The organism is Modestobacter roseus, assembly GCF_007994135.1.
GTDB lineage: Bacteria > Actinomycetota > Actinomycetes > Mycobacteriales > Geodermatophilaceae > Modestobacter > Modestobacter roseus.
In genome coordinates, this window is sequence record NZ_VLKF01000001.1 from 2050862 (window position 1) to 2076198 (window position 25337).

Genomic DNA, 25337 nt, shown 5'->3' on the forward strand with positions numbered 1-25337 from the left:
CAGGGGTGCAGGGATGCGGGTCTCGTTCTTGGTGTACGCCGTGCTGTACGTCGTCATCGAGATCATCGGCTACCAGCTGGAGCGCATCGGCTGGCCGGAGCTGACGCCGCTGGACGTCGCCACCGCGGTCACCAACGCGATGCTCGCCGTCGCCGTGCTCGTGGCCGCGCTGGTCGGACTCGACCTGCTCGGACACCGCTGGCGCCGGTGGGTCCGGGCGCATCGCGAGGAGCAGGCCCGGCTGGCCCAGGAGCTGTGGGCCGCCGCGCAGCAGCCCATCGTGGCGCGATCGTGGCGGCCGGCCCGCTGGGCACTGCCCGCCGCCGGACCGGCCCTGCCGTGGACGCCCACCGACCATGCGGAGACGGCGTCGCCGCGCTCCCCGGTCAACGCCTACGCCCCTGCCGCGGGCTCGCGGCACGCGTTCCCCGAGGACGACGGGCGGCTGCTCTGACCGGCTTGCCCGTGCCACATGTGTCCCTGACCCCCCACGGATCGCCGAGAGCCGCTAGGGTCCTGGGTGTCGGGAAGGCCCTGCGCACTGGCAGGACCCCGATGCACCACCGCAGCTAGGAGCGAGCAATGCCCGAAGGAACAGTGAAGTGGTTCAACGCCGAGAAGGGGTTCGGCTTCGCCACCCCTGACGGGGGCGGCCCGGACGTCTTCGTCCACTACTCGGCCATCCAGTCCAGCGGGTACCGCTCGCTCGACGAGGGCCAGCGCATCTCGTTCGACGTCGAGCAGGGCCAGAAGGGTCCGCAGGCGGCGAACGTCAACCCGCTCTGACCTCGTCAGAGCTGGGCTGATCGCGGCCCCAGGAAGACCTGCAGCGCCCCCGTCCGGTACGCCGGACGGGGGCGCTGTCCTTCGTGCGGAGTCCGTCCGCCCGAACTCAGTGGGCGCGCGGCACGTACCCGCCGATGAGCGCCGACATCAGCAGTGCGCCGTCGTGCGGGCCGACCGCGGCCGCGGCGTCGGCGAACGCCCGCCACCGGTCGCGCTCGACGTCGCTGAGCGCGTTCGCCGCGCGCACCTCCAGCTGCTCCAGCAGCCGCTCCCACTCCCCCTGCGGCGTCGGCCAGAGGCCGGCCAGCCGGCGCGCCTCGGCCGAGGCGGAGGTGAACCGGACGACGTCGCCGGCGTGGTTGGTCAGCGCCACCACGTACCCCGCCGAGACCAGCGCGTTGGCCGCCGACACCACCTGCGGCTTGGGCAGGCCGCTCGCCGGCACGACCGCACCGAGGTAGGGGGCGCTCCCGTGCGGCGGTTCGTCGAGCAGCCGCACGATCGCCCGCAGCACCGGCAGGTCGCGGGTGAACCACACGTCGGACAGGGGCTGCTGCGGATCGGGGGCGGTCATCGGTCCAGTGTCCGCCGTCCCGGCCGGGAGCGGGCCACCCGGGTCACTCGACCGGGTCGCCGGTGGCGCCCCCGCCGTACCGTGGGGGCATGACCACATCCGCCTCCCAGCCGACCACCCCCGCCGCCCAGCCGCCGGTCGTCAAGAGCGACGAGGAGTGGCGCGCCCAGCTGTCGCCGGAGGAGTACGCCGTCCTGCGTCAGGCGGGCACGGAGCGGCCCTGGACCGGTGAGTACGTCGACACGAAGACCGTCGGCACCTACTCCTGCCGGGCCTGCGGCGCCGAGCTGTTCACCTCCGAGACCAAGTTCGACTCGCACTGCGGCTGGCCGTCCTTCTACGAGCCCACCGCCGCCGACAACGTCGTCCTCCGCGAGGACCGCGCGTTCGGCATGGTGCGCACCGAGGTGCTCTGCGGCAGCTGCCACAGCCACCTGGGCCACGTCTTCGAGGACGCCCCGCAGACCCCCACCGGCGACCGGTACTGCATCAACTCCGTCAGCATCAAGCTCGACCCGCAGGACTGAGCAGCACCCACGGACGACGGCGGCGCAGCCGCCTCCGTGATCCGGGCGCGGTGCCGGAGGCGCCCGCCCGGATCACGGGCAACAGCTCAGCTCAGCCGGGGCGCGGCACGTGGCCGCGGTGCGGTCCGGCAGGACCGCCATATCAGGGCAGGTCGGCGATGAGCTCGGCGACGGGCTTGCGCGTGCCGGTGTAGAACGGCACCTCCTCGCGCACGTGCCGGCGGGCGCGGCTGGCGCGCAGGTCGCGCATCAGGTCGACGATGCGGTGCAGCTCGTCGGCCTCGAAGGCGAGCATCCACTCGTAGTCGCCGAGCCCGAACGAGGAGACGGTGTTGGCCCGCACGTCCGGGTAGGGGCGGGCCTGCATGCCGTGCTCCTTGAGCATGTCCCGCCGCTCCTCCTCGGGCAGCAGGTACCACTCGTAGGAGCGGACGAAGGGGTAGACGCACACGTACCGTCGCGGCTCCTCCTCGGCGAGGAACGCCGGCACGTGGCTGCGGTTGAACTCGGCCGGCCGGTGCAGCGCCAGCTGGGACCAGACCGGCTCCAGGTGCCGGCCGAGCGCGGTGCGGCGCAGCCGGGTGTAGGCCTCCTGCAGCGCCTCCGGGGTCTCGGCGTGCCACCAGACCATGACGTCGGCGTCGGCACGCAGGCCGGCGACGTCGTAGACGCCGCGGACGACGACGTCCTTGCCGGCGAGCTCCTCGAACAGCCCGCTGACCTCGTCGGCCAGGGCGGTGCGCTGGTCGTCGCCGAGCGGGCGGGCGAGCTTGAAGACCGACCACATGGTGTAGCGGATCAGCTGGTTGAGCTCGTTGGCCCGCTTGCCGACGCTGCGCTGCTCCGGGGTCGTGTCGCTCTGCTGCTCGCTCATGCGCTCCATTGTCGCCCTGGGTGCGGGAGGCCGGTCAGGGACCTTCGTCGATCACGGTCGTGAGCCTGGACACGGGCGTTTTCACCGGCCGGCGGGAAGGGTAGCGACCCGTTGGATCTTGTACTGGCTGCACCGTCAGCCCGATTCGAGGAGGACAGATGGCCGTCATCAAGAGCCCGTTGCCCGAGGACGTGCAGAAGGTCGCCGGTGAGGCGCTGCAGGGCGCCGTCGTCGACCTGATCGACCTGAGCCTGGTCGCCAAGCAGGTGCACTGGACGCTGGTGGGCCGCAACTTCCGCAGCATCCACCTGCAGCTCGACGACGTCGTCGACACCGCCCGCGAGTACCAGGACACCGCCGCCGAGCGGGCCGCCGCGATCGGCGTGCTGCCCGACGGCCGCGCCCAGGCGCTGCGCGGCACCGCGCTCCCCCAGCCGCCGGTGGCCTGGGTCCACGCCGACGACGCGATCCGCTACTTCGTCGAGGTCTTCGAGGTCGTCGTCTCGCGCATGCGTGAGCGGATCGCGGCGACCGAGGACGACGAGGTCACCCAGGACCTGGTCATCGAGATCACCGGTGCGCTCGAGAAGCACTGGTGGATGTGGCAGGCCGAGGCCGCCCAGGACTGAGCGACCCCGCGCCGACGCCGGAGGCCGGTTCCCCCACGGGGGAGCCGGCCTCCGGCGCGTCCGGGCGCGGGTGGTCAGGCGATCGCGGCGACCGCGCGGCGGGCGTCGCGGATGCAGGCCGGCACCCCGACGCCCTCGTAGGCGGCGCCGGCCACGGCGAGGCCGGGGACGGCGGCGACCGCCGACCGGACGGCGGCGACCCGCGCGGTGTGCCCGACGAGGTACTGCGGCAGCCCGTCGGTCCAGCGCACCAGGTGGGTGTCGACCGGCTCCGGTCGGGCCAGGTCGAGCAGCTCGGCGACGTCGGCCACCACGGCGGCGGTCAGCTCGGCGTCGGTGCGGCGCAGGTCGGCGTCGTCGCCGGAGCGGCCCACCGACGAGCGGACCCGCAGCACTCCCCCGCCGGACAGGTGCGGCCACTTCGCTGAGGAGACGGTGACGCCCTTGACCAGCCGGCCGGTCACCGGCGGCACCAGCAACCCCGACCCGGCGGGCACGTCCTGGGCGGGGAACGCCATCGCGACCACGGCCATCGACGCGTAGGGGATCCCGCGCAGTGGCTCCACCGCGTCGGGGGCGACGTCGGCCAGCAGCGCCGCGGTCGGCCCGGCCGGGGTGGCCAGCACGACGGCGTCGGCGGTCAGCTCCTCCCCCGACGCCAGCGTCACGGTGAAACCCGCGGCGGTCCGGGCCAGGCGCGCGGCGCGGGTGCCGAGCCGGACCTGCGCCCCGCTGGCCTCGACGAGCGCAGCGGGGAGCGACCCGATCCCCGGTTCGACGGTGACGAACACCGGGCCGTCGACGTCGCCGCGGCTGCGGGCCCCGGCGTCCCGCGCGGCGGTGGCCCCCTCGAGCACGGAGGTCGACCGCCGCAGGTGGGCGGCCAGCGCGGGCATGGTGGCGTCCAGGGAGAGCTCGTCGGGGCGGCCGGCGTACACGCCGCCGAGCAGCGGCTCCACCAGCCGGTCGACGACCTCGTCGCCGAGCCGCTCGCGCAGCAGCCGGCCCACGGAGACGTCGCCGTCCAGCTGCAGCGGCGGCAGGTCGGCCTCCGCGGCCACCCGGGCGACCCCGGCCGGGGTCAGCACGCCGTCCAGCCCCTCGGCGGAGGTGGGCACGCCCTGCACGGTGCCCGCGGGCAGCGCGAAGCGCCCCTCGGGCAGCACGATCGACGCCTGGGTGGTCTGCGGCGCCACGAGCTGGTCGCCCAGTCCGAGCTCCTGCACCAGATCGACCGCCTCCGGCACGCGGGCGAGCATCGCCTCCGGGCCGGTGTCGTACCACTGGCCGGCGAGCTCCACCCGGTCCAGCTTGCCGCCGAGCCGGCCGTCGGCCTCCAGTACCACGATCTCGTCGTCGGGGTGCGTGCGGCGCCACTCCCACGCCGCGGCGAGGCCGGTGAGCCCGCCGCCCACGACCACGAGCCGGTGACCGCTCGCCGGGGTGGTGCGGGTGGGGGGCGTCATCGCGCGGTGAGCTCGTGCACCAGCTCGACCACCCGGGTCAGCGCATCCGGGTCGGTGTCCGGCAGCACGCCGTGGCCCAGGTTGAAGATGTGGCCGCGGGCGGCGCGGCCCTGCTCGACGACCCGGCGCACCTCGCGCTCCAGCGTCTCCCGGTCGGCCAGCAGCACCGCCGGGTCGAGGTTGCCCTGCAGCGAGTAGCCCGGCCCCACCCGGCGGGCGGCCTCGTCCAGCGGCACCCGCCAGTCGACGCCGACCACGTCCGCGCCGGCGTCACCGATCAGCGGCAGCAGCTCCCCGGTGCCGACGCCGAAGTGCACCTTCGGCACGTCCGCCTCGTCACCCGCCCGGCCCGCCCTGAGGCCGTCGAAGACCGCGCGCGAGTGCGGCAGCACCCGGGAGCCGTAGTCGGCGGCGGAGAGGACGCCGGCCCAGGAGTCGAACAGCTGGACGGCGCTGGCACCGTTGTCGACCTGCACGCGCAAGAAGGTCGCCGCGCTGACCGCCAGCCGCTCCAGCAGGCGCTGCCAGGCGGCCGGCTCGGCGTACATGAAGGCCTTGGTGCGGGCGTGCTCCTTGGAGGGGCCGCCCTCGATCAGGTAGGTGGCCAGCGTGAACGGCGCACCGGCGAAGCCGATCAGCGGCGTGGCGCCGAGCTCGGCGACCAGCCGGCGGACCGCGGTGGCGAGGAACTCCAGCTGCTCGGGCTCCAGCGCCGGCAGCGCGTCGACGTCGGCCACGCTGCGGATCGGCTGGGCCACCACCGGCCCGACGCCGGGCTTGATCTCGATGTCGACCCCGGCCACCACCAGCGGCAGCACGATGTCGGAGAAGAGGATCGCCGCGTCGACCCCGTGCCGGCGCACCGGCTGCAGGGTGATCTCGGTGACCAGGTCGGGGTCCTGACAGGCGGCCAGCATCGCGGTGCCCGCGCGCAGCGCCCGGTACTCGGGCAGCGAACGGCCCGCCTGGCGCATGAACCACACGGGGGTGCGGGAGACCGGCAGGCCCCGTGCCGCCCGGACCAGATCGGAGTCGGCGGCCGGTGCCGCTGGGATGCCCACGGCTGCCCATCCTCCCAGACGCCGCAGGGGCCGCCTCCGGCGCCGTTGGTGAGGTCGCGGGGCCCACTCCGGGAGCCCACCGCCGAGGTCACGGGGAGGTCGCGCCGCGCGTCGGGCACTGGCGGACCGTCGTCCGCCACCTACCCTGCGGACGTGGTACAGCAGCGCACGCGCGCGGAGCAGGGGCGACCGCCCGAGGACGCCCCGGCGCGCCCGCCCGAGTTCGAGGCCGCGCTCGCTGCCCTGGCCACCGTGCACCCCCGCCCGGAGGTGGAGCTGGAGCACATCCCGGCGCCGCAGCGGCTGGCGCCGTTCGCCGCCGCGATCGGCGCCCGGGTCGCGGCCCCCGACGACGCGGACGACGACCTGGCCAGCGGCCGGTTCATCCTGCTGCACGACCCCGAGGGCCACGAGGCCTGGGCGGGCACCACCCGCTGCGTCGGCTTCGTCTCGGCGCTGACCGACGAGCACCTGGTCGACGACGCGATGTTCTCCGACGTCGCCTGGAGCTGGCTGACCGACGCGCTGGCCGACTCCGGTGCCCGGCACCACGCGGTGGGCGGCACCGTCACCCGCACCGCGTCCACCCGGTTCGGCTCGATCGCCGCGCCGGAGCACACCGTGGAGGTGGAGATCCGCGCTTCGTGGACCGCGCAGGACACCGACCTGGACCGCCACCTCACCGCCTGGCTGGAGGTGCTCGCCAACGCCGCCGGCCTGCCACCGGCCGGGGTGCACCTGCTCGGCGTGAACGGGCGGGTCGACGACGACCACGCCTAGACTCTCCCGCGTACTCCACTCGGCGTAACGGTTCTGCGGCCGAGTGATCGGACACGCCGGACGGGGAGCCGGCCTGGTCGCCCTGCGGCCGGGTCACCCGCATCCGGCCCGCGGCGGGAGGGTCGATGGGGGCAGGTGGGGCGGCGGCCGGGTCGTGGCCCGACGGCGCACTCTTCGGTCCGCACGCCGGCGCGCTCGTCGTCGACCCCTCGCCCCTGCTGCGCGAGGCGCTGACCGGTCGCCTGCGCGCGCTGGGCGCCCGGGAGGTCGAGGAGGCCGCCTCGCTCGAGGAGGCCCGGGTGCGGGCGCACGTCTCCGGGCCGCGGGCACTGTGCGTGCTGGAGGTCGACCTGCCCGAGACCGGGCCGGAGACCGCCGGGCGCGGCGGGGACCCGGGGCGCGGGCTGGAGCTGCTCCCGACCCTGCGCACGGAGGGCTGGCCGGTGACCGTGGTGCTGACCGCCGTCACCGAACCGGCGGTGGTGCGCACCGCTTTCCTGGCCGGCGTCCAGGGGTACCTGCTGAAGACCAGCCCGCTGGCCGTGCTCACCGACGGGCTGCGTGCTTCGCTGTCCGGCGAGGTGTACGCCGACCCGGGGATCGCCAGCAGCCTCGCGCAGGGGCTGACGCAGAGCGGCGTCGCGGAGGCCGTCGGCGAGCTCTCCCCGCGTGAGCGGGACATCCTGCGGCTGGTGGCCGACGGGCACACGAACAAGGAGATCGGCGAGAAGGTGGACCTGTCCGCACTGACCGTGAAGAGCCACCTGGCGCGCATCGCGCGCAAGCTGGGCACCGGCGACCGGGCGCACATGGTGGCGCTCGGCATCCGTTCGGGGGTCATCAACTGAGCACCGACCCGCAGCCCCTCGAGGACGCCGTCCCCGCTGGCGCTGCCGCTGAGGACTCCGCCGCCGAGGACACGGCGACCCCGCTGCTCGCCCCGCGCGACGGGCTGCCCCCGGTCGTCGAGACCTCGACGGCGCTGGTGGCCTACGCCGACGCGCTGGCCGCCGGCACCGGGCCGGTCGCCGTCGACGCCGAGCGGGCGTCGGGCTACCGGTACGGGCAGCGCGCCTACCTGGTGCAACTGCGCCGCGCGGGCGCCGGCACCGGCCTCATCGACCCGGTGCCGCTGCCGGACCTGTCGGTGCTGCAGGCCGCGATCGCCGACGCCGAGTGGGTGCTGCACGCCGCCAACCAGGACCTCCCGTCACTGGCGGAGATCGGGCTGGTCCCGGCCCGGCTGTTCGACACCGAGCTGGCGGCGCGGCTGGCCGGCCTGCCCCGCGTCGGCCTGGGCGCCGTGGTCGAGTCGCTGCTGGGCTTCCGGCTGGAGAAGGGGCACTCGGCCGCCGACTGGAGCACCCGCCCGCTGCCGGAGGACTGGCTGGTCTACGCCGCGCTGGACGTCGAGGTGCTGGTCGACCTGCGCGACGCGCTCGCCGCGCTGCTCGAGGAGCAGGGCAAGACCGAGTGGGCCCGGCAGGAGTTCGACGCGATCCTCGCCGCCGGCCCGCCCGCGCCCAAGGCCGACCCGTGGCGGCGGACCTCGGGCATGCACGGCCTGCGCAGCCGCCGGCAGCTGGGCATGCTGCGGTCGCTGTGGCAGGCCCGCGACGACCTGGCCCGCCGCCGTGACGTCGCGCCCGGGCGGGTGCTGCCCGATGCGGCGATGGTCTCCGCGGTGCAGGCCGACCCGGCGAACGAGGGCGCCCTGCTGGAGCTGCCGGTGTTCCGCGGCCGGGCCAACCGCAAGCTGGTGAGCACCTGGTTCGGGGCGCTGACCCGCGGGCGCGAACTGCCGGAGACCGAGCTGCCGCTGCACAGCAAGCCCGGGGACGGCCCGCCGCCGGTGAACCGCTGGGCCGACCGCGACCCGGCGGCCGCCGCCCGGCTCAAGGCCGCCCGCGCCGGGCTCGCGCAGGTCTCGGAGCAGTGGTCGGTGCCGGTGGAGAACCTGCTCTCCCCCGACCTGGTCCGCCGGCTGATGTGGACCCCGCCGACGCCGGCCGACACAGACGCCGTCGCCACCGCGCTGCGTGCCGGCGGTGCCCGCGAGTGGCAGGTCGGGCTGACCGGCGAGCTGCTCACCGACGCTATCGCCCAGGGCTGACGCCCCGGTCGAGCGGCCGGCCTCAGCCCCTCGCGGGGTCGGCCAGCCTGGTCCGCAGCTCGCGGACCAGGCGGCGGGGGTCGTCGGCGAACAGCGCGACCGCCGTGGCCGGCAGCGGCTGCCCGTCCAGGGTGACGGACGCGCCGGGGCGCACCGTCAGCCGGACGCTGGTCTCGCCCATGACGCTCAGCGCGACCTGGTCGTCGGTGACCTCCAGGTTCCAGTAGACCGGGCGGGGCAGCGCCGCCTCGGCGCCGGCGAGCACGGCACTCCCCCGGCTGCCCCCACCCTGCCGGATCCGCCGGTAGGCGCCGCGGAACAGCGCCGCCTCGGCGAGGAACACCCCGGCGAGGAGCACCTCCAGCACGACGGCGACGACCACCGCGGTGCGGACGGGGAGCACGTCGGCGACCACGAGCCCGACCTGGACCAGCGGGACGAGCACGGCGAGCCAGGGCGCCACCCGCCGCAGCAGCTGCCTGGTCCGCATCGCCACCCCCGCGCCGGTGCCGACACCGTAGCGGACGTTCCCGTCCGATGGGGCGGACACGGCGGAGGGGCGGCCACCGGGATCCCCGGTGACCGCCCCTCGCGATCGGTGGTGCGCGCCGGAGCGCTAACTTCGCCCGGCGGCCGCGCGGCGGCGGGCCAGGGCGTCCACGGAGGCGGCGAGCAGCAGCACGCCACCGGTGATGATGTAGTTCAGGTACGCCGACACGCCCAGCAGCCCGAGGCCGTTGTCGATGATGGCGATCACCAGGCCACCGAGCACCGCGTCCCGCACCCGACCCCGGCCACCGAAGAGGCTGGTGCCACCGATGACCGCCGCGCCCACCGCGTAGAGCAGGGTGTTGCCGCCACCGGAGCCGGGCGTCACCGAGCTGAGCCGGGCCGCCGCCACCAGACCGCTGACCGCGGCCATGGAGGAGGACAGCACGAACACCATGATCCGGATCCGGACGACGTTGATACCGGCCCGGCGGGCGGCCTCCTTGTTGCCACCGACCGCGTACACGTGCCGGCCGAACGTGGTGCGGCCGAGCAGGAAGGTCAGCGCGAGCAGCAGGATGACGACGACCGGGATGGCGTACGGGATGCCCTGGAGGTCGATCGCGGCCGACAGCGCACGGTCGGCGTTGAGGATGGCGGTCAGCCCCACGACGACGACCGCGATGAGTGCGATGCGGGCCAGCACGATGCCCAGCGGCTGGGTCGTCAGCCCCTCGGCGTTCTGCCGCCGCCAGCGGTTCAGCGTGAGCGCCGCGTAGAGCACGATGACCGCGGCGGCGAGCACCCAGCCGATCCCGACCGGGATGTAGCTGTTGGTCAGCGCCCGGATGACGTCGTCCCGGATCGGCACCGTGCCGCCCTGGCCGATGATCCGCAGCGTGACCCCCTGGAAGGCGAGGAACAGCGCCAGGGTCACCACGAACGACGGGATGCCGATCATCGCGACCAGCGTGCCGGTGAACAGACCGATCACCGCGCCGGTGAGCAGCGCCGCCAGCACCGCGATGTACCAGGGGACGCCGACCTCGGCGAGCAGCTGGGCCAGCACCGCGGCACACACGCCGCTGACCACCCCGGCGGAGAGGTCGATGTCGCCCAGCAGCAGCACCCAGACCAGGCCCATCGCCAGCAGGGTGATGGGCGCGGCCTGGATCAGCAGGTTGGTGATGTTCAGCGGGGTCAGGAACGTCTCGGGCCGCAGCGAGAAGAACAGCGCCGTGAGCACGACGATGCCCAGCACCGCGGGCAGCGCGCCGAGGTCGCCGCCGCGGAGGCGGTCGAGGTAGCCGCGCACGGCGCCGCCGACGGTGCCGTCGGAACGGTCGTTCTCGAAGCCGGAGGGCGCCGACTCGCCGGGCTCGACGTCGCTGGTGGGGACGGTGTTGCTCGCCATGTCAGGCCCCCTCGAAGACGGACTGGTCCAGGCCCAGGTCGCCGGAGCGCCCGGACGTGATGAGCTCGATGACCTGCGTCCGGTCCACCTCGGAGATCGGGACGTCGGCCGCCATCCGGCCGAGGTACAGCGCGGCCACCCGGTCGGCGACCTCGAAGACGTCGACCATGTTGTGGGTGATGAACAGGACGGCGTGACCGGTGTCGGCCAGGCGCCGGACCAGGTCGAGCACCTGGCGGGTCTGCGCGACGCCGAGGGCGGCGGTCGGCTCGTCGAGGATGACGAGCTTGGACTCCCACAGCACGGCCTTGGCGATGGCCACGGTCTGCCGCTGGCCGCCGGAGAGGCTGGAGACCAGCTGCCGCACCGACTTGAGGGTGCGCACCGAGAGCGTGGTCAGCGTGTCCTTGGCCGCCTGCTCCATGGACACCTCGTCGAGCACGGCGCCCTTGGTCCGCTCGCGGCCGAGGAACATGTTCTGGACGACGTCGAGGTTGTCGGCCAGCGCGAGGTCCTGGTAGACGACCTCGATGCCCAGGTGCGCGGCATCCCGGGGCCCGGTGACCTGCACCCGCTCGCCGTCGAACCAGAACTCACCGCTGTCGATCGGGTGGATGCCCGCGATCGACTTGATCAACGTGCTCTTGCCGGCGCCGTTGTCGCCGACGAGCGCGGTCACCGAACCCGGGTAGACCTTCAGGTCGACCCCGTGCAGCACCTGGTTGGCGCCGAAGCTCTTGGTCACCCCGCGCAGTTCGAGGATCGGGGCACCGTCCTCGGACCTCGGAACGGACATGCGTGGTCCTCCCTGGGAACACGACTGCGGGGCGCCCTCCGCGAACGGAGGGCGCCCCGAGACGGAGTGGGCTTACTGGATGCCGAGTTCGGTGCAGGCGGCGGCGTACTCGCCGGTGCACAGGTCCTCAGCGCTGACCTGGCCGTCCTCGACGACCTGGCTGACGTTGTCGCGGGTGATCGTGACCGGGTCGAGCAGCACCGAGGGCACCGTGCGGTCACCCTCGGGGTCCTCGGACTCGCCGTTGATGATCGACGGGTCCTCCTCGCCGTTGATCAGCGCGATGGCCAGCTCGGCCAGCGCGTTGGCCTCCTCGGCCGCCGGCTTGTAGACCGTCATGCACTGGCGGTTGGCGAGGATGTTCTGCAGGCCCTCGACTGAGGCGTCCTGCCCGGTGACCGGGACCTGGCCGGCCTGGTTGTTGCGCGCCAGCACCTGGATGACGGCGTTGGCCAGCGTGTCGTTGGCCGCCAGGACGCCCTGGATGTCGCCACCCTGCTGGGTGTACATCTGCTCGAAGATGGTCAGCGCCTCGGTGGGCTCCCAGCCGGGCACGGCCTGCTCGGCGACCTGGGTGTACTGGGTCATCGGGTCGAGCACCTCGTGCGCACCGTTGGAGAACGAGGTGGCGTTGCTGTCGTCGGGCGAGCCGTTGAGGAAGGCGATGTTCGCCGGCTCGTCGCCCAGGCAGTCGGCCAGGCCCTGACCCTGGAGCCGGCCGACCTCGGTGTTGTCGAAGGAGACGTAGTACTCGGCCGAGCCACCGAGGGTGAGCCGGTCGTAGTCGATCGTCGCCACGCCCTGCTGGGCGGCCTGGTCCTGGATCTGGGCGCCGGAGGCGTTGTCCAGGTTGACGATCGCCAGCACGGTCGCGCCGTTGGTGATCATCTGGTTGGCGATCGTCTGCATCTGCTGCGCGTCGCCCTGCGCGTTCTGGATGTCGTACTCGACGCCGGCCTCCTCGAAGGCGGCCTCCAGCAGGGGGCGGTCGAAGGACTCCCAGCGCGGGGAGGACTCGGTGTCGGGGAGGATCACGCCGACCTTGCCCTCGGCCTGGGCGTCGCCGCCACCACTCCCGCCGGTGCTGCCACCGTCGTCACCGCCGCAGGCGGCGAGGGGGAACACGAGGGAGGCTGCGAGAGCAGTCATCAGGGTGCGCCGTCGCGCCATGAGCTTTCCTGCCATTTCGTCGAGTTTCCGGAAAGTGCCGTGGGGGATCGTGCGCTCCCTCACATGTGGTGGCAAGCACACTGCCGGACCGTTGCCGGACCGTGATCCAGAACCGCGCGGCCCGGTCACCCCGACGGGGGTGGCACTCGCCCTCTCGGTTACCAATGGGTAACTTCGGCGACGGCCGGCTCGCCCCCCGATCCGGCGCCCGGACTCGACGCGGAGGTCTGCGTGTCCCACCCCCAGCAACGGCCGCACGCGCAGCGCCACGGCGGGCGCCCGGTCGTCTTCGTCGACGGCGTGCGCACCCCGTTCGGCAAGGCCGGTCCCAGCGGCATCTACGCCGAGACGCGCGCCGACGACCTGGTCGTGCGCTGCATCCGCGAGCTGATGCGCCGCAACCCCACGCTGCCCGCGGACCGGGTCGACGAGGTGGCGATCGCCGCCACCACCCAGATCGGCGACCAGGGCCTCACCATCGGCCGCACCGCCGCGCTGCTCGCCGGGCTGCCGACGAGCGTGCCCGGCTACGCGATCGACCGGATGTGCGCCGGTGCCATGACCGCGGTGACCACGACGGCGTCCGGCATCGCCGTCGGCGCCTACGACGTCGCCATCGCCGGCGGCGTCGAGCACATGGGCCACCACCCGATGGGCGAGGGCGTCGACCCGAACCCGCGGTTCGTCAGCGAGAGGATCGTCGACGGCTCCGCGCTGGTCATGGGCTCGACCGCGGAGAACCTGCACGACCGCTACCCGCACCTGACCAAGGAGCGCGCCGACGCCTTCGCCGTCGCCAGCCAGCAGAAGTACGCGGCGGCCGTGGCCGAGGGCCGGATCGGCCCCGAGCTGGTGCCGGTGGCGACCCGCTCGGCCGAGGCCGGCTGGGGCCTGGCCACCGTCGACGAGCCGCCGCGGCCGGGCACCACGGTCGAGGGCCTGGCGACGTTGAAGACGCCGTTCCGCCCGCACGGGCACGTCACCGCCGGCAACGCCGCGGGGCTCAACGACGGCGCCACCGGGTGCCTGCTCGCCGCCGAGGACGTGGCCCAAGAGCTGGGCCTGCCTGTCGGCATGCGACTGGTCGGCTTCGCCTTCGCCGGGGTCGAGCCCGAGGTGATGGGCGTCGGCCCGGTCCCGGCGACGGAGAAGGCGCTGGCCCGCGCCGGGCTGACCATCGACGACATCGGCCTGTTCGAGCTGAACGAGGCCTTCGCCGTCCAGGTGCTGGCCTTCCTGGACCACTTCGGCATCGCCGACGACGACGCGCGGGTCAACCCGTGGGGCGGTGCGATCGCCGTGGGTCACCCGCTCGCCTCCTCCGGCGTGCGGCTGATGACCCAGCTGTCCCGGCAGTTCGCCGAGCGACCCGACGTCCGGTACGGCCTCACCGCCATGTGCATCGGCATCGGCATGGGCGGCACCGTGATCTGGGAGAACCCGAACTGGGAAGGGGCTGTGGCATGAGCGCCGTCTTCGCCGACGAGGTCGTCACCGCATCGAAGGTGCGGTACCTGCGCGTGCCGGGGCTGGCCGGTGAGCTCGCGCTGATCACCCTGGACAACGGGCACGACCACACCCGCCCGTCGACGTTCGGCCCCGGCGGGCTGGCCTCACTGGACGCCGCCCTCGACGAGGTCGCCGCCCGCTCCCCCGCCCCGGCGGCCATCGCGGTCACCGGCAAGCCGTTCGTCTTCGCCGTCGGCGCCGACCTCTCCGGCGTCCCGGGCATCACCTCGCGCGACCAGGCCCGGGAGATCGCCGAGACCGGGCACCGGGTGTTCCGCCGGCTCAAGGACTCGACGATCCCCACGTTCGCGTTCGTCAACGGCGCGGCGATGGGCGGTGGCCTGGAGCTGGCCGTGCACTGCCACCACCGGACGATCGCCAGCACCGCCGTCGTCGCCTTCCCCGAGGTCTTCCTCGGCCTGGTGCCCGGCTGGGGCGGCACCCAGCTGCTCCCGGAGCTGATCGGCATCGACGCCGCGGTCACCGTGATCGTGGAGAACGCGCTGGCGCAGAACAAGGTCACCCCGGCGCCGAAGGCGGCCGCGCTGGGCATGGCCGACGCGGTCTTCGAGCCGGCCGACTTCCTGGAGCGCTCGCTGGAGTGGGCGGCCGGGGTGGTCTCCGGGGACGTCGCCGTCCGCCGTCCCGAGGTCGACCGGACGGCGTGGGACGACGCGATCTCCCGCGCCCGCCAGCTCGTCACCGCCCGCACCCGCAACGCCTCCCCCGGCGCGCTGCGTGCGGTGGAGCTGCTGGACCGGGCCCGGGCCGGTGACGCCGGCTTCACCGCCGGGACGGCCGCCGAGGACGACGCGCTCACCGACCTGCTGATGAGCGACGAGCTGCGGGCCGGCCTGTACGCCTTCGACCTGGTCAACAAGCGGGCCAAGCGCCCCGCGGGTGCGCCGGACCGGAAGCTGGCGCGGAAGGTCACCAAGGTCGGCGTCGTCGGCGCCGGGCTGATGGCCTCCCAGCTGGCGCTGCTGTTCCTGCGCCGGCTCGAGGTGCCCGTCGTGCTCACCGACGTCGACCAGGCCCGCGTCGACAAGGGCGTCGGCTACGTGCACGGCGAACTGGAGAAGCTGGCCGGCCGCGGGCGGCTCTCCCCCGACGCCCTGAACCGCCTGAAGGGCCTGGTCACCGGCTCGCTGGACAAGGCCGCCTTCGCCGACGCCGACCTGGTGATCGAGGCTGTGTTCGAGGAGCTGTCGGTCAAGCAGCAGGTGTTCGCCGAGGTGGAGGCTGTGGTCTCGGCGGAGTGCGTGCTGGCCACCAACACCTCGGCGCTGTCGGTGACCGAGATGGCCGCACAGCTGCAGCACCCCGAGCGGGTCGTCGGGCTGCACTTCTTCAACCCGGTCGCCGTCCTGCCGCTGCTGGAGGTGGTGCGCGCCGAGCGCACCGACGACGCCACGCTGGCCACCGCGTTCGCCGTCGGCAGGGCACTGGGGAAGTCCTGCGTGCTGGTCGCCGACGCCCCGGCGTTCGTGGTCAACCGGCTGCTGACCCGGTTCCTCGGCGAGGTCACCGCAGCCGTGGACGCCGGCACACCGGTGGCGGTCGCGGAGACGGCGCTGGAGCCGCTGGGCCTGCCGATGACGCCGTTCGAGCTGCTCACGCTGGTCGGTCCGCCCGTCGCGCTGCACGTGGCCGAGCGGATGCACGAGGCCTTCCCCGACCGCTTCGGCGTCGGCGCCGGGCTGCGTCGGATGGTCGAACTCGGCAAGACCTCGGTCTTCACCGAGCCCGGGGTCATCGACCCGGACCTGGCCGGCATCGACGCGGGTGACTCGCCGCTGACCGCCGACGAGCTGCGCTCGCGGGCCGAGCGGGCGCTGGCCGAGGAGATCGGGCTGATGCTGGAGGAGGGCGTCGTCCAGGCCGTCCAGGACATCGACCTGGCCATGGTCCTGGGCGCCGGCTGGCCGTTCTGGCTGGGCGGGATCTCGGCGTACCTGGACCGGGCGGGCGTCTCCGAAGCGGTCACCGGTCAGCGGTTCCTGCCGCGCGGCGTCGCCTCCCTGCCCGGCTGAGCCCCCCGTGGCTTCGATCAGGTGACCTGATCGAACGGCGTCCCCCTGCACGGAAAGTGGTGCGGGGGGACGCCTCCTGGTGCGGGGGGCCGGGCCGCCGGGTCAGCGGAACTTGTGGGTGAGGCTGTCCATCGTGCGCTGCACGGAGGCGATCTTGACGTGGGAGAGCCCGCCGTCGGCGCCGGCCAGCATCATCGCCTCGTGCGCCGCGCGCAGGGTGTCCCAGACGACGTCGGCGTCACCCTCGAGCGTGGTGCCCAGCGCACCGACCTCGTGCCGCAGGCCGGATGCCTGGATCACCCGGACGGCCGCCTCGACGAAGGCGTGCCGGTCGTCCGGCGTGCCCGGCGGCGAGGGGGCCACCTGGATCTCGGCGATCACCCACTCGCCGGTCGGCTCGGTCACTGCTGCTGACCCTCGATGTCGGCCACCCGGTTCTCCCCGGCGCCGCGGTCGGCGACCCGGGCCGCCCACTCGACGATGCGGCGGGCGACGTCCTGCTCGGTGAGCCCGGCGTCGGCCAGCACCTGCCCGCGGCTGCCGTGGTCGAAGAACCGTTGCGGCAGGCCCAGGGTGCGCACCGGCACGTCGCAGTCGCGGTCCTGCAGCGCCTGGCTGAGCGTCGTACCGACGCCCCCGGCGCGGCCGCCGTCCTCGACGGTGACCACGAGCCGGTGCTCACCGGCGAGGGCGACCAGCTCGTCGGCGACCGGCAGCACCCAGCGGGGATCGACGACGGTGACCTCGATGCCGTGGTCGGCCGCGCGCTCGGCCACGGCCAGGCACATCGGCACCAGCGAGCCGACGGCGACCAGCAGCACCTCCGGCGACGCTGCCCGGCGCAGCACGTCGACCGGGCCGCGGCGCTCCAGCGCGGGCACCTCGACCGGCAGCGCGCCCTTCGGGAAACGGACGACGCTGGGCGCGTCGGCGACCTCCATCGCCTCGCGCAGCGCCTCGCGCAGCGTCGGCTCGTCGCGCGGCGCGGCCAGGTGCAGGCCGGGGACGACGGAGAGGATCGACATGTCCCACATGCCGTTGTGCGAGGCGCCGTCGGAGCCGGTGACCCCGGCCCGGTCGAGCACCACGGTGACCGGCTGCCGGTGCAGCGCGACGTCCATCAGCAGCTGGTCGAAGGCCCGGTTGAGGAAGGTCGAGTAGACGGCGACGACCGGGTGCAGCCCGGCCATCGCCAGCCCGGCGGCCGAGGTCAGCGCGTGCTGCTCGGCGATCCCGACGTCGTAGGTGCGGTCGGGGAACCGCTCGGCGAACGGTGCCAGCCCGGTCGGGTGCAGCATCGCCGCCGTGATCGCCACGACGTCGGAGCGCTCGGCGCCGATCCGCACCAGCTCGTCGGCGAAGACGTCGGTCCACTCCGGGCCCTTGGCCGCCGAGGAGAGCCCGCTGTCGGGCTCGAAGACGCCGGTGGAGTGCCAGGCGTCGACGGTGTCGGTCTCCGCCGGCGGGTAGCCGAACCCCTTGGTGGTGACCGCGTGCACGATCACCGGCCCGCCGAAGGAGCGCGCCCGGCGCAGCGCGTGCTCCATCATCTCGACGTCGTGGCCGTCGACCGGGCCGACGTACTTCATGCCGAGGTCCTCGAACATGCCCTGCGGGCTCAGGACGTCCTTGAGGCCCTTCTTGATCGCGTGCAGCGCGTCGTAGAGCTTGGTGCCCACCACCGGCGCCTTGTGCAGCGCCTGCCGGACGGCGGCCAGCGCCTCCTCGTAGCCGGGCCGCAGCCGCAGGCTGGCCAGCGCGTCGGCGACGCCGCCGATGGTCGGCGAGTAGGAGCGGCCGTTGTCGTTCACGACGATGACCACCGGACGGTCCTGGGCGGCCGCGATGTTGTTCAGCGCCTCCCAGGCCATCCCGCCGGTGAGGGCGCCGTCACCGATGACCGCGGCCACCGGCCGCACGTCGCCGCGGACGGCGAAGGCCTTGGCCAGCCCGTCGGCGTAGGACAGCGAGGTGGAGGCGTGGCTGTTCTCGACCCAGTCGTGCTCGCTCTCCGCCCGGCACGGGTAGCCGGACAGGCCACCGCGCTGGCGGAGCTGGGTGAACCCCTCCTGCCGCCCGGTGAGGAGCTTGTGCACGTAGGACTGGTGGCCGGTGTCGAAGACGATCGGCTCGCGCGGGGAGTCGAAGACCCGGTGCAGGGCGATGGTGAGCTCGACCGCGCCGAGGTTGGGGCCCAGGTGCCCACCGGTCTTCGCCACGCTGGTGACCAGCGCGTCGCGGATCTCGGCGGCCAGGACGGGCAGCTGGTCCGGCCGCAGCGCCCGGAGGTCGGCGGGCCCGGTCAGCGAGCTGAGCAACGACACGACGGGGCAGGGTCCTCTCGACGTCGGCAGCGCCTGGGCGGGCACGGCCGGTGGGATCCCAACTGTAGCCGCGAACCGGTGGACTGCCCGGTGAGCGGCGGATCTACAGCCGCGGCACCCAGCGCTCGCCGCGCAGCGCCCCGGCGACCACCTCGACCCCCCGGGCCGCGCGACCCAGCCGGGCGCCCTCGCGCTCGTAGGCGGTCATCGCGGCCTCCATGGCGTCCGGTGGCAGCTGGTCGGCCAGCTCCACGCGCACCGTGCGCCAGCCGGCACGGGCGGCCTCCAGGCCGGCGGCGACGTGGTCGGCGGCGAAGCGGGCCAGCAGCACCGGGTACCGGCGCAGCACCTCGTGGGCGCGGTAGTCCGGCGGCACCAGGTCGTAGAGCCAGGCGACGGCGGTCTGCTCCCAGTCGGGGGCGCCCGGCGGCGCGACCTCGTCCGGCCACCCCGGGGGCAGTGCGTCGCTCACCGACCCAGTGTGCGGCCGGCCCGACTCCGCGCCGACACCGGATCGCACGTGTGTTCGAACCGTGACTCGGGCCGTCGTCCGCCACCCTGCACACGGGGCCACCGTCGACCATGATCATCACCGCCCGGGGCGCTCGGGCACGACTTCTCGGACGGGAGCTCGGGTGGACGGCGGGACGGCTTCGATCAGCGGCGGGTGGTCCGGCATCGCGATGACGGTGGTCACCGTGGTCCTGGTGGGGGTCTTCCACCGGCTGCGCGACCGGCGGGTACTCGCCGGCGACGCCCGCGCGGTCTTCTCCCCCGGCCTGGCCGGGGTCTACCTCGCCGGCGTCGCGCTCTTCTGGGTGGTCCAGGTGGCCGCGCTGGGCTGGCTGGCCGTGACCGGCCGGACGTCGGCCAGCACCTCGGAGCCGCTGGTCGTCCTGCCCGGACTGCTGGCCGTCGCGGGCTACGTCGTCCTGGTGGTGCTGGTCTGGCGACGGGTGGGGCGGGCGGATCCCGAGCTGACGGGTCCGGTGGCCCAGCTCGGCCGGTACATCCGCGTGGCCTACGGATCGGCCGCCCCCGCCGCCTGGCGTCGGCTCCGCGCGAGCGCCTGACGCCGCAGGCGAGATCTCCGGTCTCGCGGCTCAGCGCACCCGCTCCACCGTGCTCGAGTGGCGACGCGTGAACCGCCGGCAGGCCGCCGTACGGTGCCGCGGGTGGGCGAACCGGAACACGTGACCGAGACCCGCGCCGCCTACGACACGGTGGCGGCCTCCTACGAGCAGCTGGTCCGGTCACTGCTCACGGAGAGCCCGATGGACCGGGCGCTGCTGGGCGTGTTCGCCGAGGAGGTGCTCGCCGGCGGCGGTGGACCGGTCGGTGACCTCGGGTGCGGCCCGGGCCGGCTCACCGCCCACCTCGCCGGCCTCGGCCTGGACGCGTTCGGGGTCGACCTCTCCCCCGGCATGGTCGAGGTCGCCCGCGCACGCCACCCGCAGCTGCGGTTCGCGGTCGGCACGCTCGAGGCCCTCGACCTGCCGGACGGCGGCCTGGCCGGGGCGCTCGCCTGGTACTCGGTGATCCACACCCCGCCGGAGCGGCAGCGGGCGGTCTTCGCCGAGCTGGCTCGGGTGCTGGGCTCGGGGGCGCCGCTGCTGCTGGCCTTCCAGGCCGGGGTCGACGATCCGGTGCACCACCGGCAGGGCTACGGCCACGAGATCTCGCTGCACGGCTGGCGGCTGGACCCCGGCCGGGTGGAACGGCAGCTGGCCGACGCCGGCCTCGCCGTGCGGGCCCGGGTGCTCCGCGAGCCCGACGGCTCCGTCCACGAGAAGTCCCGGCAGTCGTACCTGCTGGCCGTCCGGCGGTAGCCCGCCGAACGGGGGTCCAGCGCGATCTGCGGACTCGTGGCCTCCCGGCTCCGGAGAGCCCGAGAGCGCAGCAGTCGCGGCTCAGGCCGGCACGAGCAGCGCCACGCACTCCACGTGCGCGGTCATCGGGAAGGCGTCGAAGGCGCGCACCTCGGCCAGCCGGTACCCGGCGCGACCGAACGCGGCGACGTCCCGCGCGAGCGACGCGGGGTCGCACGCCACGTAGACGACCGCCCGGGGTCGGGCGCCGGCGATCACCCGGCTCACCTCCGGCCCCGCGCCGGCCCGCGGCGGGTCCAGCACGACGACGTCGGGGCGGCCCAGGTCGCCGAGCAGCTCGGTGAGCCCGGCGGCGTCGACGTCGCCCTGCCACACCTCTGCCTGGGCCAGGTCGGCCAGGTTGGCGTCGGCTGCGGCGCAGGCGGCCTCGTCGGACTCCACGCACACCACCCGCCCGTCGACGCCGACCCGGGGGGCCAGCGCCCCGCCGAAGAGCCCGGCGCCGGCGTAGAGGTCCAGCACGGTCTCCCCCGGCTGCACCGCGGCGAACCCGGCGACGGCGGCGACGAGCGCGTCCGCGGCGGCCGGGTGCACCTGCCAGAAGCCGGTGCCCTCGACCTCCCAGTCCCGGCCGCCGGCGGTGCGCTGCGCCCGGCCGGCCGGCTCCTCGGGCACCTCGGCGCCCGGCCGCAGCACCTGGGTCTCCAGCGGCCGGCCGCGGCGGTCCAGCGTCGTCGTCGTGACGACGCCGGCGGAGTCGAGGGCGACGTCCACCGCGCCCGCGCCCGCGTCCAGCCAGCGGCGGGACAGCACCGCCTGCGCGGCGGGCTCGGCGGTGATCGGGCAGTCGTCGAGCGGGACGACGTCGTGCGAGCGGTGCCGGCGCAGCCCGGGCGACCCGGTGCGGTCGACGGCGAACCGGGCCCGCGACCGCCAGCGCAGCGGCCCCCCGGGCAGCGGCTCGACCGTCACGTCGACGTCCAGCCCGGCCAGCCGGGACAGCTGCTCCCGGACGACGTCGGCCTTCAGCCGGAGCTGGCCGGCGTGGCTGACGTGCTGCCAGTCGCAGCCGCCGCAGCGCCCGGGCCCGCTGGACCGGCAGGGCCGCTCGACCCGGTCGGCAGCGGCCGCCAGCACCTCGACGGCGTCGGCGCGGCAGAAGCCCTTCTGCCGGTCCTCGGTGACCTCGACGACCACCCGCTCGCCGGGCAGCGTGTGCCGGACGAAGACCACCCGGCCCTCGTGCCGGGCCACGCAGTGCCCGCCGTGCGCGACCGGGCCGACGGTCACGACGAAACGTGCCCCGAGCCAGTTACCGTCACCCGCCGCACGGCCCCCGTGCAGGGGCCCGCCGCGAGCTCGCGAGTGGTGGGGGGCACGGGGGTCCTTACCCATAGGGCGTGTGCTCGTTCTCGTCGGTCAGACCGCGCCGCAGGTCGCCCGGCGCCGGGCCCCCGGCGGGGGCGCCGTCGTGGCCCATCGAGCTCTCCAGCTGCCACGGCACGCTGGTGATCATCACGCCGGGCTGGAACTGCAGCCGGGTGCGCAACCGCAGCGCGCTCTGGTTGTGCAGCACGTTCTCCCACCAGTGGCCGACGACGTACTGCGGCACGAACACCACGACCAGCTCCCGCGGGCTGGAGCGGCGGATGTCCTTGACGAAGTCGACGACCGGCCGGGTGATCTCCCGGTAGGGCGACTCCAGCACGGTCAGCGGCACCGGGATGTCGTAGCGGTCCCAGTCGGCCTGCAGCCCCCGCGTCTCGGCGTCGTCGACGTTGACCGTCAGCGCGGTGAGCACGTCCGGTCGGGTGGCCCGCGCGAACGCCAGCGCCCGCAGCGTGGGCTTGTGCACCTTGGAGACGAGCACCACCGCGTGCACCTTGCTGGGCAGCGTGCGGGCGTCGGTGTCGGGCACCAGCTGGCGGGAGACGTTCGAGTAGTGCCGGTTGATCGCCCGCATCAGCAGGTAGATGAACGGCATCACCAGGATGACCAGCCAGGCCCCGCGGGTGAACTTGGTGATCACGATGATCGCCAGGACGATCGTGGTGATCGAGCCACCGATGGTGTTGATCAGCTGCGAGCGGCGCATCTGGGCCCGCTGCTGCCGGTCCTCGGTGCCCCGCAGCTCCCGGTTCCAGTGCCGGACCATGCCCCACTGCCCGATGCTGAAGCTGGTGAAGACGCCGACGATGTACATCTGGATCAGCCGGTTCGGGTCGGCGTCGAAGGCGACGATGAGCAGCGCCGCGAAACCGGCCAGCAGCAGGATCCCGTTGCTGTACACCAGCTTGTCGCCGCGGGTGTGCAGCTGGCGCGGCATGAACCGGTCCTGGGCGAGCACCGAGCCGAGCAGCGGGAAGCCGTTGAACGCGGTGTTGGCCGCCAGGATCAGCACCAGCGCGGTGGCCGCCTGGATGTAGAAGAAGCCGACCGAGGTGTCCCCGCCGAAGGTGGCCGCGGCCAGCTGGGCGATCACCGTGCGCTGCGGGTCGGTCTCGCAGTCGCCCGGGAAACCGACCAGGTCGCAGGTGTGCTCGGCGTACTTGACGTCGGCCAGCAGCGCCATCGCCGTCACCCCGGCGAACATGGTGGCCGCGATGCCGCCCATCAGGGCCAGCGTGGTGGCGGCGTTCCTGCTCTTGGGCGGGCGGAAGGCCGGCACCCCGTTGGCGATCGCCTCGACGCCGGTCAGCGCGGTGCACCCGGAGGCGAAGGCGCGCAGCACGAAGAAGACCAGCGCCAGCCCGCCCAGCGTCTCGTAGCCCGGCTCGGGGGTGATCGACCACGAGGCGCTCTCCGCGACGACCGGGGAGTCGGTCATGAAGTCCCGCACCAGGCCGGTGACGATCATGACCATGATCCCGGCGACGAACAGGTACGTCGGGACGGCGAAGGTCTTCCCCGACTCGCGCAGCCCGCGCAGGTTGGCCGCGGCCAGCAGCGCCACCAGGCCGACGGCGATGAGCACGCGGTGCTCGTTGAGCGTCGGGAACGCCGAGATGATGTTGTCCGTGCCCGCCGACACCGACACCGCCACGGTGAGCACGTAGTCGGTGAGCAGGGCGCTGGCCACGGTCAGCCCGGCGAACTGGCCGTGGTTCTTCATCGCGACCTCGTAGTCGCCACCGCCCGAGGGGTAGGCGTGCACGACCTGGCGGTAGGACAGCACCACCACGGTGAGCAGCAGGACCACGAGGACGGCGAGCCACGGCGCCAGGAACAGGAACGCCGTCCCGGCCAGCGTCAGCACGATCAGGATCTCCTGGGTGGCGTAGGCCACGGAGGAGAGCGGGTCGCTGGCGAAGATCGGCAGCGCGAGGTGCTTGGGCAGCAGCGACTCGCCGACCCGGTCGCTGCGGACCGGCCGGCCGAGGACGAGTCGCTTCGGGAGTTGTCCGAGGTCGGACAGGCTTGGCACGGCGGCGATGGTACGGACGCGCGGGGCCGCTGGACGCCGCGACGGGGCGACCTCACTCACACGGGCCCCCGGGCGGGTCACCGGCGGCCCTGCGCGGCCGCCCCGGCCTCCTCGCGGGTGTAGCTTCGCCCGCTGGAGCCCGGGCGCTGCGCGCGGGCACGAGGTGTCGATCAGGCGGGGTGGGACAGTGCACGTGGTCGTCATGGGCTGCGGCCGCGTCGGGTCGGCGATCGCCCGGCGCCTGGAGACGATCGGGCACAGCGTCGCGGTCATCGACCAGGACCCCGAGGCGTTCCGCCGGCTCGGCCCGGAGTTCGGCGGCCGGCAGGTGACCGGGCTCGGCTTCGACCGGCAGACGCTGCTCGACGCCGGCATCGATTCCGCGGGCGCCTTCGCCGCGGTCAGCAGCGGGGACAACTCCAACATCATCAGTGCCCGGGTGGCCCGGGAGACCTTCGGCGTCGAGCACGTCGTCGCGCGCATCTACGACTCCAAGCGCGCGGAGGTCTACGAGCGGATGGGCATCCCGAGCGTGGCCACCGTCCCCTGGACGGTGAACCGGCTCATGCGCGAGCTGCTGTCGGTGAAGGTCAGCGAGATCTGGCGCGAACCCACCGGGCAGGTGCTGCTCATGCGGGTCACCGTCACCGATGCCTGGGTGGGCCGGCCGCTGACCGAGCTGGAGGCCGCCTCCGGCGCCCGCGCCGCCTGGCTGCTCCGCTTCGGGGACGCCCAGCTGCCCACCCCGACCACCGTGCTGCAGACCGGCGACCACCTGGTCGTCGCCGCCACCGACGACATCACCGACCGGGTGCACCAGACGATGCAGGGCCCGGCCGCAGGGGGGCACCACTGATGCGGGTCGCCATCGTGGGGGCCGGCGCCGTCGGCCGCTCCATCGCCACCGAGCTGCTCGGCAACGGGCACAGCGTGATGCTCATCGAGCGCAACGGCTCCCGGGTGAAGCCCAAGGCCGTACCGGGCGCCGAGTGGGTGCAGGCCGACGCCTGCGAGGTCTCCTCCCTCGAGGAGGCCCAGCTGGCCACCTGCGACGTGGTCATCGCCGCCACCGGGGACGACAAGGCCAACCTGGTCGTCTCGTTGCTGGCCAAGACCGAGTTCGCGGTCAACCGCGTCGTCGCCCGGGTCAAGGACCCGCGCAACGAGTGGCTCTACACCGAGGCGTGGGGCGTCGACGTCGCCGTCTCCACCCCGCGCGTGCTGGCCGCCCTGGTCGAGGAGGCGGTCACCGTCGGCGACGTCGTCCGGCTGATGAGCTTCCGCAAGGGCGCCGCGAACCTGGTGGAGATCACGCTGGCCGAGGACACCCCCTGGGTGGGCCGGCCGCTGCGCGAGGTGCCGCTCCCCCGCGAGACCGTGCTCACCACGATCCTGCGCGGCGACCGCGTGATCACCCCGGCCCCCGACGAGCCGCTGGAGGCCGGTGACGAACTGCTGTTCGTCACCCACGGGGACATCGAGGAGGAGCTCCAGCGCACCCTCTGCCCCGACGGGAGCTGCTGACCGGGCCCCGCCGGC

Annotated in this window: 26 protein-coding genes; 13 read left to right on the top strand and 13 right to left on the bottom strand. The window is 74.2% G+C overall.

The window, feature by feature from the left end:
- Nucleotides 1-13 precede the first annotated feature (13 nt).
- Together JD78_RS09755 and JD78_RS09760 are read left to right on the top strand one after the other, a co-directional pair.
- On the top strand, nucleotides 14-454 hold the full coding sequence (locus tag JD78_RS09755) for a hypothetical protein (protein ID WP_153356012.1): 441 nt from the start codon (nucleotides 14-16) through the stop codon (nucleotides 452-454).
- Between the two features lie 128 nt (nucleotides 455-582).
- Complete coding sequence (locus JD78_RS09760; protein ID WP_153356009.1) at nucleotides 583-786, top strand: cold-shock protein; 204 nt, start codon at nucleotides 583-585, stop codon at nucleotides 784-786.
- Between the two features lie 106 nt (nucleotides 787-892).
- Here the strand turns inward: JD78_RS09760 and JD78_RS09765 are convergent, their stop codons facing one another.
- Nucleotides 893-1360 carry a hypothetical protein gene (locus JD78_RS09765; protein WP_153356003.1) on the bottom strand — a complete coding sequence of 156 codons (468 nt, stop codon included), beginning with the start codon at nucleotides 1358-1360 and terminating at the stop codon, nucleotides 893-895.
- An 89-nt stretch (nucleotides 1361-1449) separates the two neighbouring features.
- Here JD78_RS09765 and msrB point away from each other — a divergent pair, with 89 nt between their 5' ends.
- On the top strand, nucleotides 1450-1887 hold the full coding sequence (gene msrB, locus JD78_RS09770) for a peptide-methionine (R)-S-oxide reductase MsrB (RefSeq protein ID WP_153356000.1): 438 nt from the start codon (nucleotides 1450-1452) through the stop codon (nucleotides 1885-1887).
- Nucleotides 1888-2029: 142 nt separating this feature from the next.
- Here the strand turns inward: msrB and hemQ are convergent, their stop codons facing one another.
- Nucleotides 2030-2761, bottom strand: a complete 732-nt coding sequence (hemQ, locus tag JD78_RS09775) for a hydrogen peroxide-dependent heme synthase (RefSeq protein WP_194290378.1) — start codon at nucleotides 2759-2761, stop codon at nucleotides 2030-2032.
- A gap of 158 nt (nucleotides 2762-2919) precedes the next feature.
- Here hemQ and JD78_RS09780 point away from each other — a divergent pair, with 158 nt between their 5' ends.
- Nucleotides 2920-3390, top strand: a complete 471-nt coding sequence (locus JD78_RS09780) for a Dps family protein (protein WP_153355994.1) — start codon at nucleotides 2920-2922, stop codon at nucleotides 3388-3390.
- Nucleotides 3391-3464: 74 nt separating this feature from the next.
- Here JD78_RS09780 and hemG read toward each other — a convergent pair whose 3' ends face one another.
- The gene (gene hemG / locus JD78_RS09785; RefSeq protein ID WP_153355991.1) at nucleotides 3465-4856 is read right to left on the bottom strand and encodes a protoporphyrinogen oxidase; all 1392 of its coding nucleotides are present in this window, start codon (nucleotides 4854-4856) and stop codon (nucleotides 3465-3467) included.
- Nucleotides 4853-5917, bottom strand: coding sequence for a uroporphyrinogen decarboxylase (hemE, locus tag JD78_RS09790; RefSeq protein ID WP_153355989.1), 1065 nt, complete (start codon nucleotides 5915-5917; stop codon nucleotides 4853-4855). Before hemE ends, hemG begins: the two co-directional genes overlap by 4 nt.
- Nucleotides 5918-6070: 153 nt before the next feature.
- Here hemE and JD78_RS09795 point away from each other — a divergent pair, with 153 nt between their 5' ends.
- The 3 genes from JD78_RS09795 to JD78_RS09805 all read left to right on the top strand — a co-directional run bounded on the left by JD78_RS09795 (nucleotide 6071) and on the right by JD78_RS09805 (nucleotide 8810).
- Nucleotides 6071-6697: a DUF3000 domain-containing protein gene (locus JD78_RS09795; RefSeq protein WP_153355986.1), complete on the top strand. Its 627-nt coding sequence runs from the start codon at nucleotides 6071-6073 to the stop codon at nucleotides 6695-6697.
- A gap of 125 nt (nucleotides 6698-6822) precedes the next feature.
- Nucleotides 6823-7545 carry a LuxR C-terminal-related transcriptional regulator gene (locus JD78_RS09800; protein WP_153355983.1) on the top strand — a complete coding sequence of 241 codons (723 nt, stop codon included), beginning with the start codon at nucleotides 6823-6825 and terminating at the stop codon, nucleotides 7543-7545.
- Complete coding sequence (locus JD78_RS09805; RefSeq protein ID WP_153355980.1) at nucleotides 7542-8810, top strand: HRDC domain-containing protein; 1269 nt, start codon at nucleotides 7542-7544, stop codon at nucleotides 8808-8810. Before JD78_RS09800 ends, JD78_RS09805 begins: the two co-directional genes overlap by 4 nt.
- A gap of 22 nt (nucleotides 8811-8832) precedes the next feature.
- Here JD78_RS09805 and JD78_RS09810 read toward each other — a convergent pair whose 3' ends face one another.
- The 4 genes from JD78_RS09810 to JD78_RS09825 all read right to left on the bottom strand — a co-directional run bounded on the left by JD78_RS09810 (nucleotide 8833) and on the right by JD78_RS09825 (nucleotide 12658).
- Complete coding sequence (locus JD78_RS09810) at nucleotides 8833-9300, bottom strand: hypothetical protein (protein ID WP_153355977.1); 468 nt, start codon at nucleotides 9298-9300, stop codon at nucleotides 8833-8835.
- A 126-nt stretch (nucleotides 9301-9426) separates the two neighbouring features.
- Nucleotides 9427-10713 (bottom strand): sugar ABC transporter permease, encoded by a 1287-nt coding sequence (locus tag JD78_RS09815; protein WP_153355974.1) that lies wholly within the window; start codon nucleotides 10711-10713, stop codon nucleotides 9427-9429.
- A 1-nt stretch (nucleotide 10714) separates the two neighbouring features.
- The gene (locus JD78_RS09820) at nucleotides 10715-11509 is read right to left on the bottom strand and encodes an ATP-binding cassette domain-containing protein (protein ID WP_153355971.1); all 795 of its coding nucleotides are present in this window, start codon (nucleotides 11507-11509) and stop codon (nucleotides 10715-10717) included.
- Between the two features lie 72 nt (nucleotides 11510-11581).
- Complete coding sequence (locus JD78_RS09825; protein WP_228394872.1) at nucleotides 11582-12658, bottom strand: sugar ABC transporter substrate-binding protein; 1077 nt, start codon at nucleotides 12656-12658, stop codon at nucleotides 11582-11584.
- A gap of 252 nt (nucleotides 12659-12910) precedes the next feature.
- Here JD78_RS09825 and JD78_RS09830 point away from each other — a divergent pair, with 252 nt between their 5' ends.
- Nucleotides 12911-14146, top strand: a complete 1236-nt coding sequence (locus JD78_RS09830; protein WP_153355968.1) for a thiolase family protein — start codon at nucleotides 12911-12913, stop codon at nucleotides 14144-14146.
- Nucleotides 14143-16221, top strand: coding sequence for a 3-hydroxyacyl-CoA dehydrogenase NAD-binding domain-containing protein (locus JD78_RS09835; RefSeq protein WP_153355965.1), 2079 nt, complete (start codon nucleotides 14143-14145; stop codon nucleotides 16219-16221). The genes JD78_RS09830 and JD78_RS09835 overlap by 4 nt, the downstream gene beginning before the upstream one ends.
- Before the next feature lie 102 nt (nucleotides 16222-16323).
- Here JD78_RS09835 and JD78_RS09840 read toward each other — a convergent pair whose 3' ends face one another.
- The 3 genes from JD78_RS09840 to JD78_RS09850 all read right to left on the bottom strand — a co-directional run bounded on the left by JD78_RS09840 (nucleotide 16324) and on the right by JD78_RS09850 (nucleotide 19017).
- The gene (locus JD78_RS09840) at nucleotides 16324-16626 is read right to left on the bottom strand and encodes a thiamine-binding protein (protein ID WP_228394871.1); all 303 of its coding nucleotides are present in this window, start codon (nucleotides 16624-16626) and stop codon (nucleotides 16324-16326) included.
- Nucleotides 16623-18545, bottom strand: a complete 1923-nt coding sequence (dxs, locus tag JD78_RS09845; protein ID WP_153355962.1) for a 1-deoxy-D-xylulose-5-phosphate synthase — start codon at nucleotides 18543-18545, stop codon at nucleotides 16623-16625. The genes JD78_RS09840 and dxs overlap by 4 nt, the downstream gene beginning before the upstream one ends.
- A 103-nt stretch (nucleotides 18546-18648) precedes the next feature.
- Nucleotides 18649-19017, bottom strand: coding sequence for a hypothetical protein (locus JD78_RS09850; RefSeq protein ID WP_153355959.1), 369 nt, complete (start codon nucleotides 19015-19017; stop codon nucleotides 18649-18651).
- A 163-nt stretch (nucleotides 19018-19180) separates the two neighbouring features.
- Between JD78_RS09850 and JD78_RS09855 the strand changes: the two genes are divergently transcribed.
- Nucleotides 19181-19618 carry a hypothetical protein gene (locus JD78_RS09855; RefSeq protein ID WP_153355956.1) on the top strand — a complete coding sequence of 146 codons (438 nt, stop codon included), beginning with the start codon at nucleotides 19181-19183 and terminating at the stop codon, nucleotides 19616-19618.
- A 102-nt stretch (nucleotides 19619-19720) separates the two neighbouring features.
- On the top strand, nucleotides 19721-20374 hold the full coding sequence (locus tag JD78_RS09860; protein ID WP_153355953.1) for a class I SAM-dependent DNA methyltransferase: 654 nt from the start codon (nucleotides 19721-19723) through the stop codon (nucleotides 20372-20374).
- An 81-nt stretch (nucleotides 20375-20455) separates the two neighbouring features.
- Here the strand turns inward: JD78_RS09860 and JD78_RS09865 are convergent, their stop codons facing one another.
- On the bottom strand, nucleotides 20456-21718 hold the full coding sequence (locus tag JD78_RS09865) for a class I SAM-dependent RNA methyltransferase (protein ID WP_323368769.1): 1263 nt from the start codon (nucleotides 21716-21718) through the stop codon (nucleotides 20456-20458).
- 43 nt (nucleotides 21719-21761) lie between these two features.
- On the bottom strand, nucleotides 21762-23798 hold the full coding sequence (locus JD78_RS09870; RefSeq protein ID WP_153355947.1) for an APC family permease: 2037 nt from the start codon (nucleotides 23796-23798) through the stop codon (nucleotides 21762-21764).
- Between the two features lie 187 nt (nucleotides 23799-23985).
- On the opposite strand from JD78_RS09870, the gene JD78_RS09875 reads away from it, so the two are divergent.
- Nucleotides 23986-24654: a potassium channel family protein gene (locus JD78_RS09875; RefSeq protein ID WP_153355944.1), complete on the top strand. Its 669-nt coding sequence runs from the start codon at nucleotides 23986-23988 to the stop codon at nucleotides 24652-24654.
- Nucleotides 24654-25322: a potassium channel family protein gene (locus tag JD78_RS09880; RefSeq protein WP_153355941.1), complete on the top strand. Its 669-nt coding sequence runs from the start codon at nucleotides 24654-24656 to the stop codon at nucleotides 25320-25322. Before JD78_RS09875 ends, JD78_RS09880 begins: the two co-directional genes overlap by 1 nt.
- Nucleotides 25323-25337 lie beyond the last annotated feature (15 nt).